Origin of the sequence: Methylomonas koyamae (assembly GCF_001644025.1) — a bacterium.
Lineage (GTDB): Bacteria > Pseudomonadota > Gammaproteobacteria > Methylococcales > Methylomonadaceae > Methylomonas > Methylomonas koyamae_A.
The window spans coordinates 1-14,402 of the sequence record NZ_LUUK01000091.1; the positions used below are offsets into that span (position 1 = coordinate 1).

Annotated in this window: 15 protein-coding genes and 1 pseudogene; 5 read left to right on the forward strand and 11 right to left on the reverse strand. The window is 53.4% G+C overall.

Annotated elements, in window-relative coordinates:
* Positions 1-135: pseudogene (locus A1355_RS26060) on the reverse strand (lipoprotein-releasing system transmembrane subunit LolC); the annotation flags it as partial.
* A 10-nt stretch (positions 136-145) separates the two neighbouring features.
* Positions 146-565, reverse strand: coding sequence for a ferric iron uptake transcriptional regulator (gene fur, locus A1355_RS07880; protein ID WP_064026744.1), 420 nt, complete (start codon positions 563-565; stop codon positions 146-148).
* A gap of 116 nt (positions 566-681) precedes the next feature.
* On the opposite strand from fur, the gene A1355_RS07885 reads away from it, so the two are divergent.
* Positions 682-1,227: an outer membrane protein assembly factor BamE gene (locus A1355_RS07885; RefSeq protein ID WP_064026747.1), complete on the forward strand. Its 546-nt coding sequence runs from the start codon at positions 682-684 to the stop codon at positions 1,225-1,227.
* A gap of 10 nt (positions 1,228-1,237) precedes the next feature.
* Here A1355_RS07885 and A1355_RS07890 read toward each other — a convergent pair whose 3' ends face one another.
* From A1355_RS07890 to A1355_RS07910, 5 genes are read right to left on the reverse strand one after another with little or no spacing between them, the layout of a single operon-like run.
* Positions 1,238-1,732, reverse strand: a complete 495-nt coding sequence (locus A1355_RS07890) for an NYN domain-containing protein (RefSeq protein WP_064026749.1) — start codon at positions 1,730-1,732, stop codon at positions 1,238-1,240.
* Positions 1,733-1,737: 5 nt separating this feature from the next.
* Entirely contained in the window at positions 1,738-2,052 is a 315-nt protein-coding gene (locus A1355_RS07895) for a pyrimidine/purine nucleoside phosphorylase (protein WP_064026751.1), read from the reverse strand.
* 32 nt (positions 2,053-2,084) lie between these two features.
* Positions 2,085-2,669 carry a class I SAM-dependent methyltransferase gene (locus tag A1355_RS07900; protein WP_064026753.1) on the reverse strand — a complete coding sequence of 195 codons (585 nt, stop codon included), beginning with the start codon at positions 2,667-2,669 and terminating at the stop codon, positions 2,085-2,087.
* Positions 2,647-3,702, reverse strand: coding sequence for an NAD(P)/FAD-dependent oxidoreductase (locus A1355_RS07905; protein WP_064026755.1), 1,056 nt, complete (start codon positions 3,700-3,702; stop codon positions 2,647-2,649). The genes A1355_RS07900 and A1355_RS07905 overlap by 23 nt, the downstream gene beginning before the upstream one ends.
* On the reverse strand, positions 3,703-4,065 hold the full coding sequence (locus tag A1355_RS07910) for a HopJ type III effector protein (protein ID WP_313728611.1): 363 nt from the start codon (positions 4,063-4,065) through the stop codon (positions 3,703-3,705).
* 219 nt (positions 4,066-4,284) lie between these two features.
* On the opposite strand from A1355_RS07910, the gene A1355_RS07915 reads away from it, so the two are divergent.
* The 4 genes from A1355_RS07915 to A1355_RS07930 are packed head-to-tail and all read left to right on the forward strand — an operon-like array spanning position 4,285 to position 8,794.
* Complete coding sequence (locus A1355_RS07915) at positions 4,285-4,926, forward strand: polysaccharide biosynthesis/export family protein (protein ID WP_231883601.1); 642 nt, start codon at positions 4,285-4,287, stop codon at positions 4,924-4,926.
* A gap of 24 nt (positions 4,927-4,950) precedes the next feature.
* Positions 4,951-6,252: a hypothetical protein gene (locus A1355_RS07920; protein ID WP_064026760.1), complete on the forward strand. Its 1,302-nt coding sequence runs from the start codon at positions 4,951-4,953 to the stop codon at positions 6,250-6,252.
* A gap of 1 nt (position 6,253) precedes the next feature.
* Complete coding sequence (locus A1355_RS07925; protein WP_064026762.1) at positions 6,254-7,999, forward strand: lipopolysaccharide biosynthesis protein; 1,746 nt, start codon at positions 6,254-6,256, stop codon at positions 7,997-7,999.
* Positions 8,000-8,017: 18 nt separating this feature from the next.
* Positions 8,018-8,794: a CpsD/CapB family tyrosine-protein kinase gene (locus tag A1355_RS07930; protein WP_064026764.1), complete on the forward strand. Its 777-nt coding sequence runs from the start codon at positions 8,018-8,020 to the stop codon at positions 8,792-8,794.
* A gap of 174 nt (positions 8,795-8,968) precedes the next feature.
* On the opposite strand, the gene A1355_RS07935 is transcribed toward A1355_RS07930, so the two are convergent.
* The 4 genes from A1355_RS07935 to A1355_RS07950 all read right to left on the reverse strand — a co-directional run.
* Positions 8,969-11,356 (reverse strand): tetratricopeptide repeat protein, encoded by a 2,388-nt coding sequence (locus A1355_RS07935; RefSeq protein WP_064026766.1) that lies wholly within the window; start codon positions 11,354-11,356, stop codon positions 8,969-8,971.
* A 356-nt stretch (positions 11,357-11,712) separates the two neighbouring features.
* On the reverse strand, positions 11,713-12,333 hold the full coding sequence (locus tag A1355_RS07940; protein ID WP_064026768.1) for a hypothetical protein: 621 nt from the start codon (positions 12,331-12,333) through the stop codon (positions 11,713-11,715).
* A gap of 21 nt (positions 12,334-12,354) precedes the next feature.
* On the reverse strand, positions 12,355-14,064 hold the full coding sequence (locus tag A1355_RS07945) for a putative porin (RefSeq protein ID WP_064026770.1): 1,710 nt from the start codon (positions 14,062-14,064) through the stop codon (positions 12,355-12,357).
* A gap of 18 nt (positions 14,065-14,082) precedes the next feature.
* On the reverse strand, positions 14,083-14,402 hold a 320-nt coding region (locus A1355_RS07950; protein WP_157197797.1), incomplete at its 5' end, for an energy transducer TonB family protein.

The following is a 14,402-nucleotide window of genomic DNA, read 5'->3' on the forward strand; positions in this document are numbered from 1 at the left end:
CAGCACCGTGATCAACGCGGTAACCCCCAGAGCAATGCCGAGCACCGAGGTCAAAGTGATGAATGAAATGAATTGGGTACGCTTCTTGGCACGGGTGTAGCGCAACCCGATGTACAGGATCAGGGGTTTGAACATAAGTGGGGAATCAGGGATTTTTACTGCACTCGGCGCAATAGCCGTAGAGGTACAAGCTGTGGTCGGTCAAGGTATAGCCCAGACGGCGAGCGATTGCGTCCTGCTGCTTTTCGATGACTTCATCGGTAAACTCGTCGACCCTGCCGCATTTCATGCAGACGACGTGGTCGTGATGGCTGCCGCTGTTCAATTCGAATATCGAATTGCCGCCTTCGAAATGGTGGCGATTGACTAGACCAGCCGCCTCGAATTGGGTCAGAACCCGGTATACGGTGGCGAGACCGATTTCCTCGCCTTCGGCGAGCAAAATCTTGTAGAGTTTTTCGGCGGATAGGTGGTGGTCGTCTTGCTGTTTTTCGAGTATTTCCAGAATTTTCAGTCTGGGCAACGTCACTTTTAACCCGGCGTTACGCAAATCCTTAGTTTCCACAAGCCTATCCCCGTCTAACAGTCAATCCCGGCATTGTATCGTTTTTTACAGTCAGGCGCTGGGTGAATTATGGGATAATAGTCGTCCGTTTCCGACCGAATTCACTGGATGATGCAATGAAAAAACTGGCCGTTTTGCTCGCCGCCGGCCTGGCGCTGCCGGGTTGCTCCACCATTTTGAACAACCTCCCCGGCGTTTACTCTTTGGATATCGAGCAAGGCAACATCATCGACCAAAGCATGGTCGATCAACTTCGCCCAAACATGACCAAACGCCAAGTGCTTTACATCATGGGTTCGCCGATGCTGGCCGACGCCTTTCACGAGCGGCGTTGGGATTACTTATACTCGGAACAACCCAGCGGCGAAGATCGTGTGCAAAAACGCATTTCGCTATTTTTCAACGGCGAGAATCTGATGGGTGTCCAAGGCGACTTCCGCCCCAGTTCCCTGCCGGTCGTCAAGGAATCGACCGAAACCAGCGTGGATTTACCCAAGCGCGAACTGGACCGGTCGATGTGGGAAAAAATCAGCGGCATGTTTAGCGACGAGCCGGATACCTTGCCGCGCCGGACCGGCGCCGCGAACTCCACCGACGCCAAACCCGAGCCAGCGGCGGCGGAAAAAGGCAAGGAAATCCTCGAAGAGGACGTCGAACAATAAGCCGAGCGACTCAGGATTTGCGATTGTCGTCGGCTTTCAACAAACCACCGGCGATCGCGATGAAATTGTCGGCGGCCTTGATCAGCGCCGGCGCGGTCAATCCGTAAATGCCGTAAACGTCGCTGGCCGTACCGTGATCCCGACGAATTTTCTGCAACAGAGGTTCGAAATCCCCGTCGCCGGACAGTAAAATCACCCGATCCACTTCGGCGGCGTAATCCAACACATCCAACGTGATGCCGACATCCCAGTCACCCTTGCTGCTCCCGTCGCGACGCAAGATGTAGGGTTTTAGTTTTACCGTGAAACCGATATTTCTCAGTATGTTTTGAAACGCCTGCTGCTTGCCGTCCCCGCGCTCGATCGCGTAGGCGATGGCGACAACGACTTGCGCATCGGAGGTCGCCAAACGCCAAAACGCGGTGTAATCGAAGTGACGTTGATAGCGTTGCCGAGTCGTGTAGTAAATGTTTTGAACATCGACAAATATCGCTATCTTCTCCATCCGGCTCAGCCCAGAAACGAACAGCAATAGTCGCTGGCCACCCGAACCTTCATCGTAAACTCGGCATTGCCGGCCACGTCAAACGACTCGCCGCCCTTGACGGTTTGCCAAGCATCGCTGCCCGGCAAGCGCACATCCAGTTCGCCGGCCAGAATTTCCATCAACTCCGGCGCACCGGTGTTGAAGGTATATTCGCCAGGCTGCATGAACCCCAGGGTTTTGCGGCTGCCGTCGGCAAACAGAATGGTCCGGCTGTTAACCTTACCGTCGAAATAGACGTTGGCTTGCTTGACGATGGATACGTTGTTGAATTCGGTCATATTACGAGTCCGTGGGTAAAAAAGGAGCGCAATCATATCAGATCGACTCGCTTTCGAATCGCAAAAAGCCGGGGAGCAGTCGGTTTGTCCGATCCACTGGCAACCCGTTCGACGGCAAAACCGGCCGGGTCCAGCGCATGGCACCACGTTGTCAGCCGTTCGGTTTCGATATCCCCGCCCGGATGACCGGGATAAGCCAATACCGTCAAGATCCCGGTGGAGGCCAACAAGCGACAAGCCGTTTCCAAGGCGGTTAACGTCGCTGCCGCCGTCGTGACGACCGCTTTGTCGCCGCCCGGCAAATAACCGAGATTGAACATCACCGCAGCCAACTTGCCGTGCCATTGTGGCGGAATGTGAACCGCCATGTCAGAGTGACTCGCCAGCGTCAACGCCGCCCGCCCTTGAAAACCGACCTCGCGCAAGCGCGACTGAGTGTTTTCCAAAGCGCGCGCTTGCACATCAAATCCGAACAGCGTGCCGGCCGCTCCGACGCATTGCGCCAGAAATGCGGCATCATGACCGTTACCCAACGTTGCGTCGACGACGACGTCGCCGAGCTTAACGCATTCGCCCACCAGGGCGTGCGCGCGCTCAACCAGGGAAATGCGAGTCATGGTATCGAGACACGTCGCACCAAGCCGGCAAATCCGCCTTCTGCTGCAAAAAGTCGGCAAAGCGTTCTGCCAGCCAAGGTATGGTCAAGCTACCCTTGCTGCCAAAACCGTTGAATATATAAAGATTCGGGTAGCGCGGATGACACCCCATAAATGGCTGCTTGTCCAGTGTGGCCGGCCGGATTCCGGCCCGATGCTGTTCGATGCGAAATTCGGCCGACGCGGGGTACACAGCCCTCAAGTCGGCCAGCAACGATTGCTTGCCGGCCTCGGTCGGAACCGCGTCCAGGCGCTCGACATCGTAGGTCGCACCGGTTTTAAAACCTCCATCGCCCAGAGGCACCAACCAGTGCCGATAATTTAACATGATCTCCGGCAGGGACCCGGTCGTCACGCCGGTCAGGATTTCGCCCTTGGCGGGCTGAAACGGCAAACCACCGAACCAAGGGTTGAAACGCGCGCGATGCCCCTCGCAGAACACGATGCGGCGCGGAGCCAGCTCTCGCCAGCGGAGCTCGGGTTCCAACGCGATTTGCCGGCAATCGAGCTCGGCGGTACGATAAACGCCCATCGCCAGCAGGGCTTCGCGAATTCGCGCCAACAAGGCCTCGGTCCGTAAAAATCCGGTGCTAGTCTGCAGAACCGCGCCGAACGGCGATCGCAAGCCTACCGGCAAAGTTGCGTCGAAGGTCAGAAAGCCTTCGTATATTGGGTCTTCCAGCCGAGCGATCACCCGCTGACGATCGCGCTCATCCCGCAACAGCCGCAGCATCGGCATTTCGACGAAAAACGCTTGCCCAAAGTGATTCGCCAACGCCTGGTAGCAAGACATCGCCGCCGGCAACATCTGCGACAGATATGCCGCCTTTACCCAACGCCGACCGGTGATCGGGTTAATCAAACCCGCAGCAACTTTCGACGCGCTCTCCCGGCCGTCGTCAACCAACACGACGCGCAGCCGGCGCCGTAGTAAAGTCCAGGCTAGCAGGCTGCCGGCCAAACCCTGACCGACGATCAAAACGTCGATTTTCACTTATTTGGCCGTCAAGACCTCTCCGCTAAAGCGGATGCCGTCCCAACCGTCGCGCATGAAACGGCGAATATTTTGATGATCGTCGCCATCCGGGTGTTCGAGTACGTCCTTGCGATAATAATCGCCGAACAAACTCAAGGTCTGCTCTACCGTCAAACCCTGCAACGCGCCGAACGCAAACAGCTTACACGACCCTTCGTTTTGCCCGGCGCGATTGAGCAAGGGCTCTATTGACCCGTTACTGAATTCGGTCGGCTGGTAGTGATAATTTTCCGAAATCACGGTGATCGAATCTTGGAATGTCACCGGTTGATCATCTCGAATCTTCAGTAAAAATTCGTTAAGCATCATTGGCTTACTCATGAAACTCCTTTATAGTTGAGACAATTAGAGACCATATCGCCCAAAACGCAGGCATAAAAGATTATAATTGAATGAAATATCTAGCCATTCGCGCTGCAACCGGCTAAATTTATCCAAGACGCATTGCTGTTACATTTTGTCCATACAATCCGCGACGGCGGCGTAGAATTGTCGGGACCGTACGGATCGCAACCTCAATAACATCATAAGGGAAACATTTTGAAACAGGTAATTACTCTTTTGTCGTTTTGTCTGCTTTTTCCGGCGGTAACCCGCGCCGAGCCCGAACTCCAAGCCACCGCGATTCCGAGCGAACCGGCCGTTAGCCCAACCCCGCCGCCAGCACCCAACGTCATCGTCGAGACCACCAACTACGCGGCTTACCAACTGTCTCCCGGCGACGCCCTGGAAGTCACGGTGTGGAAGGAAGAAGGCTTGCAACAATTGCAGATCCTGATCGCTCCCGACGGGACCATCGTATTCCCGCTGATCGGCACCGTCGCCGCGTCCGGCAAAACCATCTCCGAATTGAAGGACAATCTGACGGCTCGTCTGGCCGATTACATCTCCGACCCGTCGGTCAGCGTCAAGCTGCTCAACAATCAAGGTAATTCAGTGTTCGTTATCGGCAAGGTCAACAAACCCGGTCAAGTGTTTTCCGGCCGGCGCCTGGACGTTCTGCAAGCACTCAGTTTGGCGGGCGGTTTGTCGATTTTTGCGAAGGAAGGCTCTATCAGTATCTTGCGCAGAAACGGCAATGAAATCCAAGTGTTTCCTTTTGACTACGGCGATGTCATCGATGGCGAAGATCTGGAACAGAACATATTGCTGGAGCCCGGAGACACCGTTACCGTACCTTAAGGACTTAGATAGAAACGACTATCTATGAAGATTAAAAAGGACTTACTGGTGACTGCGATGGCGCTTTGGCCCGTCGGCTGTCATGCGCTCGAATTACTGCTGCAACCCGATTTCAGGTTCAAGGAGCGCTATGAAGACAACTTACGTCTTCAGCCCAAACCTAGCCGCGACAATTGGATCAGCACCGTTTCGCCCAGTCTGACCTTCGGTTACTTGGCCGACAACAACGAGCTAAAATCCAGCTTCAGATGGAACGAATTGATTTACCACGGGGAATCTGAATTGGACTTCTCCGAAAAGATTGCGGGCATCAATCACTTGTTCAATGGCGAACGCTTTAAAACCGATATCTCGGCCAATTATGCCAAAGAATCGTCCATCAATACTCAATTGGACTTGACCGGCTCTGGAGATGTGCAAACTCTAGTGCCGCGTAATACTAAGTCAATCGCCCCTAATATTAGTTACAGCCTAACAGAAAAAGACACTGTACAGTTCAGTTTTTCATACGTAGACGTGGCGTTTGATCGGAAGCCAAATCTGACTAACGCGATTCGCTATTCGGATTACGACAACACACAGTATTCCGCAACGGTATCACATGTATTCAACGAACAATTTTCGGGAAATATATCCGCAAGTTATGCTGAATTCAATTCCGGCAATGGCAACATTCCAATAGAGACACGAATCTTCGTTTCGAATGGCTCGACTATAATCCCGATCACAATTTCGGGTAATCAAGCATACGCTCAGAAGTCTCAAACCCTAACCTACCAAGCCGGCATGCAGTACACCGTAAACGAGACTACTCAAATAGCGCTGTCTGCCGGCCTTCGGGATACCAATACACAATCATCGAGCCTGACCAGATTTCCCGGTTTTCCTACTAACAGCACAGAACAATCCTCAAGTACGATCGGCCACGTGTTTTCAGCGAACCTGCTTCATGCCGAGGAATGGGGCAACCTAAATTTATCTGCCGGGCAACAGTTAAATCCTGCCAGCAGCGGCACTCAGCAGCAATCAACTACATTCGGGTTGCAAAGCAAATACAACTTAACCGAGCGCCTCAGCGCCGGATTTAATGCGAACTATTTAATCTCGGAGTCCCAGTCGACTCTGAACTCGGCAAACACCAATACTAGCCGGACCTATTTAACCATCTCCCCTAATTTGCGTTGGCGCTGGACCGAGGATATCGATCTGGATCTGTCCTACACCTATCGAGACAGGACTTACGAATCACTCAACCAAACCTCAATAGGCAACGGCTTACAGTTACAATTTTCTTATCAACCGCAAATCAATCGTCAGGTGAAATAGCGTGGACAATCAAACCCTCGACATCAAGGACTACCTAAAAATCATCAAGCGGCGCAGGCGGTTTTTATATATTCCCTTCCTGATCATTGCATGTATCGCCGCCGTTCTCGCCGTAGCCTTGCCGGCCACCTATCGCTCGACTTCCACAATTTTGATCGAAGCGCAGGAAATTCCGGTCGACTTGGTACGCTCGACCGTGACAACCTTCGCCGACCAGCGGATTCAAATTATCAGCCAACGGATCATGACCCGGCCCAACCTGTCGGAAATCATTAGAAAGTACGATCTCTATGCCGACAACCGCAAGAGCGAACCAGAAGAAAAAATCCTGGAGAAAATGCGTAGCCGGATTAAAGTGGAAACCATCAGCGCCGACGTGGCCGACCAACGTAATGGTAAACCCACTCAAGCGACGATCGCCTTTACGCTGACATTCGACGATCGTTCGCCGGTTTTGGCGCAAAAAGTCGCCAACGAACTGACGTCGTTGTTCTTGAAAGAAAACATCAAAGCGCGTACCGAATCCGCTGAAAATGCCGCGATGTTCCTCAGCGAGGAATCCAAGCGCCTGAAGGTCAAGATCCAGGAAATTCAAAATGCGTTAGCTAGCTTCAAGGAAAAAAACCTGAATCAATTGCCGCAAATTAGCGCCCTGAACCAACAAGAACTGACGTCCCTAAGTAACCAACTATTGTCGCTGGACAGTCAGGAGCGCTCGCTGCAGGACCGGCGTTTTTATCTGGAGGGCGAACTGGCTCAACTCGATCCCAATGCGCTGGCGGTCAATGCCACCGGCAACCGGGTTTTCGATATGAAAGACCGTTTGAAGGAACTGCAATCGCAATATCCCTCGGTTTTATCGACCCATTCCGCAAGCCATCCGGACGTCATTAAAATCAAGCGCGAAATCGATTCCTTACAGAAAGAAATCGGCTCCAACGACGACCTTAACAAATTGAACGCCGAGCTGACCGACAAAAAAGCCGAGCAAGCCCTGCTATTGAAGCAATACTCCGAGAAACACCCGGATGTACAAAAATTGCAGAAGCAGATCACCGCGTTGCAACAAAGCCTGGTGGAAGCGAAATCGTCGGGCTACAGCAATGTTTCGTTAAAACCGGACAATCCGGCCTATATCACATTGAAATCGCAGCTTGATTCGGTCAATACCGAAATCGAATCGCTTAATTACACTCGCGGAAAAATCCAAACCAAAATGGAGGATCTTCGTAGTAGCCTGCGCCAAGCGCCTTTGGTCGAAAAGGAATACAGCGATTTGATCCAAGAACTGGACAACACCAATCTGCGCTACCGCGAAGTGAGCGCCCGCGAGATGGAAGCGCAAATCTCGCAACAATTGGAATTAGAACGCAAGGGCGAGCGCTTTACCCTGATCGACCCGCCGCAAGAGCCGCTGGAGCCCTTTAGCCCCAACCGCATTGCAATCTTGGTGCTGGGCATAGTCTTCGCCGGTGCTTGCGGTTTCGGCGCCGTTGCGTTAACTGAAATGGTGGATTCCACAATCAATAGCCCAAAGGCCGTTGCCGCGATTCTAGGCGCGGAGCCGCTGGCTACGATACCGTATTTGGAAAGCCAGCAGGAGAAAGAACAGCAAAGCAAGCATCGGTTAATTCTGATTATCGCGGCGATCGGCGCCGGTCTTGCCGCGTTAATCGCATTTCATTTCATCGTCATGCCGCTCGACGTATTTTGGTACAAACTGCTGCGCGTCGCGGGCAACGCTTAAAACACCAGGGAACCCGCCATGAACTCCATCGAAAATTTAGCGGATAAAAATACCGCAAACCCGGCCGCCGGGCTGCCTAGCGATAAAGTCAACATCGCCTACACCCAAACCAAGGTACAAAAAGCCGACGAGCGCCTGCTCAAGCAAAATCGGATCATATCCGCCTTCCCTCAGGGCAAATGGCTGGAGTCCTATCGCATGCTGCGCACCCGTTGCTTGCAGCAAATGGATGCGATGGAATGGAAAACCGTAGCCATCACCAGCACAGGCTCCGGAACCGGCAATAGCCTCACCGCCGCCAATCTAGCCATCAGCATGGCGATGGAGTTGGACCGCACCGCATTATTGGTGGACGCCAATTTGCAAAATCCCAGCCAGCACCAGTTGTTCGGCTTTCCACAAGGCGCCGGCCTCAGCGACTATCTGCTCAACGACAGCGAATTGAGCACGATGCTGGTCAACCCCGGTATCGAACGCCTAGTGGTTTTGCCGGCCGGCAAACCGCTATTCAATTCGACCGAGATGTTGCGTTCTCCGAAAATGGTTCGTCTGGTTAACGAACTGAAAAGCCGCTATCCGTCGCGGATTATCATATTCGACATGCCGCCGATACTGTCGCACGACGACACCTTGGGTTTCTCGCCCTACGTCGATTGCGTGTTGCTGGTCGTTGACGAAGGACATACCAAAACCGAGGAGCTAAAACACGCCGCAAATTTGCTGAAAGGCATAGACTTGCTCGGCAGCGTATTCAATAAAGCCACCGACGACAAACTCTCTTTCGAACAAGTCTGAACGTCGCGCTTTAAAGCTCGTTGAAATGACTTTCGAGTCGATTACGGTTTTAGGCGCAACTTACCGCTCCGACACTTTAAACCCGATCGGCTAAAGAAACTTTCCAGACCATCAAACAATAAAAAAGGCTAGTTCCCAACGGAACTAGCCTTTTTAGTTTGGCGACTTGCCGGTTTAAAGCTTCGCCAACGTTTCCTTGGCTTCCGCTAAGCCGTCGAATTCAACCTTACCGTCCACCGCCTTTTGCAATTGTTCCTTGGCATTAACGGTATCGTTCAATTTGAAATACACCATTCCTAGGTGGTAGCGACTGATCGCGGCATTCGGTGCTTTCTCGACAACCTGTAGCAACAACTCCTTGGCTCTGTCGAACTTGCCTTGTTTGTAAGCAATCCAACCGACGGTATCCAGCAAGTTCGCGTTGTTCGCCTTAGCCAAGGGTTCGGCCATTTTCTCGGCTCGCGCCAAATTCTCGGGCGTTGCCGCGAAATCGGAAATGTAGCTAGCCAAATTGTTGACCGCCACCGCCGAATCCGGATGAGCTTTATAGGACTCTTCGTAAAGAGCCAGAACTTTCTCGTGATTACCGCTACGGTGTATCAGCCGCGCCAAGTCGTCGACCAGCTCCAGTGCGCCGTTGGTTTTTTCAATACCTTTGCGATAGATCGCTTCGGCTTCAGGCTGATTTTTCTGCGCGAGTTCGATCAGCGCCAAGTTCCGATACGGGCTGTACCACTCCGGCTTGATCGTCAACGCCTTTTGATAAATGGCTTTGGCGTCGGCGAATTTTTGTTGGTTCAAATAAACACCGCCGAGCAAATTGTAAGCGACGAAATGGTCGGGCTGCTGTTTGATGACTTGCTGTAGTTTGGCGACCGCCTTCTCGGGTTGCTTCAACACCAACAAACTTTTGACCATCTCGGTTAGCGGCTCGATGGCATCGGGTTTGCGGTCCAAGGCTTTTTGAAAGGCCTCGACACTGGCCTCCAGTTTGTTTTCAGCCTGATAACCCAATCCCGACATATAAAAACCGGTGGCATCCCTATCGGATAGTTGCTGTACCTGGGTCGCGACATCCTGGGCTTTATCCCAGTGCTTTTGACTGAGTTCGAACTTAAACAATGCTTCCAAACCTTTCAAACTTTTAGGGTTGGCCTTGATCAACGCTTCCAACTGCTGCTTGGCTTGATCCTGCCGACCCGCCTTCATGAACAAGCCCGCCAAATCCATGCGCGCGACCTCGTCGGAGGGAGCCGCCGCGACGACTTTTTCCATGTTTTCCCTAGCCAGTTCATCTTCATTGTTACGCAGATGTGCCGCGGCCAGCAATTTCAAGACCGCAATATTGTTGGGCTGATCGACCAGTACCGAACGGAAATCGGAAATCGCTTCCGGCATTTTGTTGTCGTTCAGCGCGAATTGGCCCCGCAAGGTCAACGCCTCGGCATCGCGCGGATTGTTGTCCAACACCTCCTTGTTCAAGACCTTCGCTTCATCGACGCGCTTGGTCATCGAATACAACGCGGCCAACTTGTTGCGGGCACTGATACCGCTGGCTCCCAGTTTATCGAGCTCGACCACCTCTTTTAACGTGGCTTCGGCCTTATCGACTTGCTTCTGCCCTAGCTGGATGTTGGCCAGTTTGAAGCGCAAATCGTAAGCGTCCGGTTTCTTTTCGATCATCGGCAACAACTCGGCGGTTGCCACTTCCGGACTGCGCTTTTCAAGCAAGAAATCCACCAAATAGGATTTGGCGGTATCGTTGTCCGGGAGCTGTTGAACCGCGTCGCGCAATGTCGCCTCGGCTTTATCCAGTTGCTGAGTACTGACTTGGAACAAAGCCAAGGTTCGGTAATGCTGCAGTTGTTGCGGCTCAAGTTTGATCAATGAAGCCAGCAAGGTCTCGGCTTCGCCGAGTTGGCCGGATTTGGCGTAAAGGCCGGCCAACATGCTGCGCAACGGCACGCTGTCGGCCTTCTTTTCACTGGCTTGCTTGAGCAAACCAATGGCTTTATCGACTTGATTCAATTTGGTTTGAATCGAGGCCATCATCAGTGTGGCCGACACGTCGTCCGGGCTCTGTTTCAACGCGCGCTCGATCGTGGCAATCGCGGTGTCGTCATTGTTTTTCGCCGCCTGAACGCCCGCCAACAACACCAAGGCCTCGACATTGTCCGGTTGCTTCGCCAGGGCTTCGCCGGCCATTTTTTCAGCTTCGTCCACCGCCCGATTCAACAATAACAGCTGGCCAACCCTAACACGCGCCATTACATGATTTTCACTATTGGCGACAACGGTACTATATTCCTTGAAAGCGTTTTCAATTTTCCCTTGCTTGCTCAGAGCCTCGGCCATTTGATAACGGCTTTCCCAATCCTTGGGATCGATTTGCAACACATTTTTGAAAGCAAGCTGGGCTTTCTCGAAATCGCCGGCCTGCAGCAACTGCTTACCTTCGTCCATGTATTTGGCTTTACGCTCTTCGGCGCCGTTACAGGCTAGCAAGCCCGTGGTCAGCACCGCAATGCCCAGAGTCTTTAAAAAGGTTGTTTTTGTCGTCATTGCGTATCTCGCTAGTTCCTGCGTTTGATGAATAACTGCCGGCAAGTGAAGGTGCCTGTTCAAATTTTAACGTATTTGCAAGGTCAAGCAGTGCCAGAATCGGCAAAAACCGTGCGTTGCTGGGTGCGACATGATGACGCACCCAGCAACGGCGTAAAGCGGCAGGGGATTTGCATGAGTGATTTTGGCGCCAAAGTCGGCAAACCGACGGTATCGAACGCCAAGCCATACCGTCGCTCATCACCACCCGTGCCGGCGCCTAGCCAGCATAAGCGGCTGACCTGAGAATAAATGCAATTCCTCGCGAGCCGCTATCGCTACAGGATAAAACCGGCCCGAAAGTATTGCCGTCGGGACTAACGCCCGGACTGCGACTCGTCAGAATTCAGCTTTTCCGCGTCGAACTTGTCTTGGTAATCTTGTACCAGACTTTCCATTTCGACTTTGTCGAATTGCAAGAGAGGTTCGTCGCCGACCAGCGCGGTCAAGGTACCGCGATTTTGATAGCGCTCCAGCAACTCGCTGGCGGCTTGGTAAAGTTTAACGTTACGCCTGGCGCATTCTTGCAGATGCTGCTCGACATCCCGCTGCTTGCCGCGCGAAACGTTCAACTGTTTGGTCAAGTCTGCCTGAGTCTGGCTGAGCTGACGATGTTTGTCTTGCCAGTCCTGTAAAGCGGCTTGGGACCTATCCAAACGTTGTTTGACATCGCCGGCGGCACTGCGTTGGGCCGCTAATGCACCGCTCAATTCGTCCTTGGCCGCCTGCGCCGCCAATTTCTCCTTTTTCAAACGGTCGATTTCCTGGGAAAGTTTGGCCGCATCGGCTTGCGCGGCGTCGCGTTCGCCTGTCAAGCTTTTAACCAGCGCCTGCAACTTCAACACCGCCGCGCTATCCCCCTTGGCTTCGCGCGGTGCCGCCTGCACCGCGCCAACGACCGTCGTGGCTAGAATGGCCGCCATCAAACCCGTTTTCATTGCCGATCCCATGCCAGCCTCCTAAAATTGGGTATTGATGTCCATCTGCAACACGTCAATACCCCAGGGCGGACCGCTGATCATATCGGCGCTGAGCCAGCGGCCGGTCAGCCAGACGTTTTTCATCAGGCCGTAATTGCCGCCAACGAACCAGCCCTTGACGTTGGTACCGCCCAAATGGAAGTCCGAATCGGTGAAGGCATCCAGCACCGCGTCGCGCCCAACGTATTTGTAAGCCGCGAACACGTTCCAATTGCCGGCCACTTCCACTTTCGGCCAGCCGAAGTCGGCGCGAAATTGCCAAGCGTTGGTTTTATCATCGACCAGCTGGCCGACTTTGGCGCTAACGGCTGCATAATCGAAGCCGATGTTTTCGGCGTAGTCGCCGCTAAACCGTAGATGATATGGCGCAAACACCGCCATGTCGTAGGACGCGTTGATATTGACTATGTTGAAGTCCGAGGCCAAGCCGACCATGGCAGGCAACCCAGTGCGCGACGCCAGATCGTTGCGGTTACCTTCGGCGCAGATCGTCGCGTAGGAGTTACCGCCTTGCAGGAATGAAGGGCGAGAAGCGTTGTTGGTGACAGTATTATTGTCGCAAGTGCCTGTCAACGAGGTGTTCTGACTTGCCTCGACGTTGACATAATCGAAGTAAGCGCCGGCGATTTTCAAACTATCCTGGTTATCAAAGCCCAATTCCAGACCTACTTGACCGCCGAACAGCCATTTGTCGCTACTGAACGCGGTTTCCTGCAACGGAAACGCACCTGCCGTTATAAACACCGAATCCGAATGATCGGTATTCTCCAGCAAACTGTCCGAGCCACCCAAGCGCTGCCTGACCGTGCCAGCAAAACCCTCGAACGACAAATCGGTATCCCACACCAATTCGCTACCGCCGCTAAATTCGCCGCCGCCGGTATACCAGGGATTCTTGATCCGGCCACCGCTCAAGGTCAACCACTTGAATTTGTTGTCGTCAACCCCGTCGTACTGCAGATAAGCTCTATCGACCGTGAATTCGTAACGATTACCAAAATTGGCCAAGGTCTGGTTGGTTGAAACCGGATCGCGCTGGTTACCGGTCGCCAAGCGCACGCCAGCCTTGACGCTGTCAGTAATACTGGCGTCTATCCCCAAGCGTAGGCGTTCACGAAAGCGTTGTCTATCATGCGTGGTGTTCTGATACAACGTAAAATTGTCTTGGGCGTTAGTAAACCCACCGGCGTCGTTCAATGCTTGGTAATTGACATAAGAGTCGGCGATATTGTCCTGGGCCATATACTCATGCTGCGAACGCAAGCGAATGTCGCCGGACAGCTTGAAACGCTTAGTCCATTCCGGCAATGCGTTCGGCAAGCCCCATTGTTCGTTCTTGGCTTTTTGCATCACGTCGCCGACGACTTCCTCGCGCAGTTCGCTACGCACCTGCTGGCGAATCTCATCCTTGACGAAGTCGGGCACGTAGGCCACCCTGACCTCGTCGGCCGGCACGGCTTCCTTGGCGCCGGCCGCCTTGGCTTGCGCCACCTGCTGCTCCGCGTCGACCTCGGCCTGCTTGATCATCTCATTGGCCATCTTATCGGTAATCACGCCCTGCTTGACCAATTGCTTGATCAAATTGGTGGTGGTGTTTCGCAGCTTCAGCAACTCCTCCTTTTCGCCGGCCTGCGCCGTGCCGATCAGCCCGGACAATGCCAGGGCCATCAGCCGTTTTTTGTTCGCCATGGATCTACCTGTTTAGATTTATAGTCGTGATGAAATTTTTAACTTGATCGGTTGCTGCATGCCCGGCGGCGGCGGCTCGGCGACGCGCTTGAATTTCTCCAGCGAGCGTGTCAGCAATTCGTCGATCTCCGCGTCGTTACTGCCTTTCGCCAATTCCAAGCGTTCGACCGATCCATCCGACTTCAGCCAGATTTTGACGATGGCGGTATAACCCTTGCGCCGTAAATCGTCGTGGCTACTCAGCAAGTTGGTGATGTCGTTCTTGATCAAGCCACCGTACCAGGCGTAGGGACTGCCTCCGCCGAACAGCCCGGTGCCGCCCTTACGCGCCGCCAGAC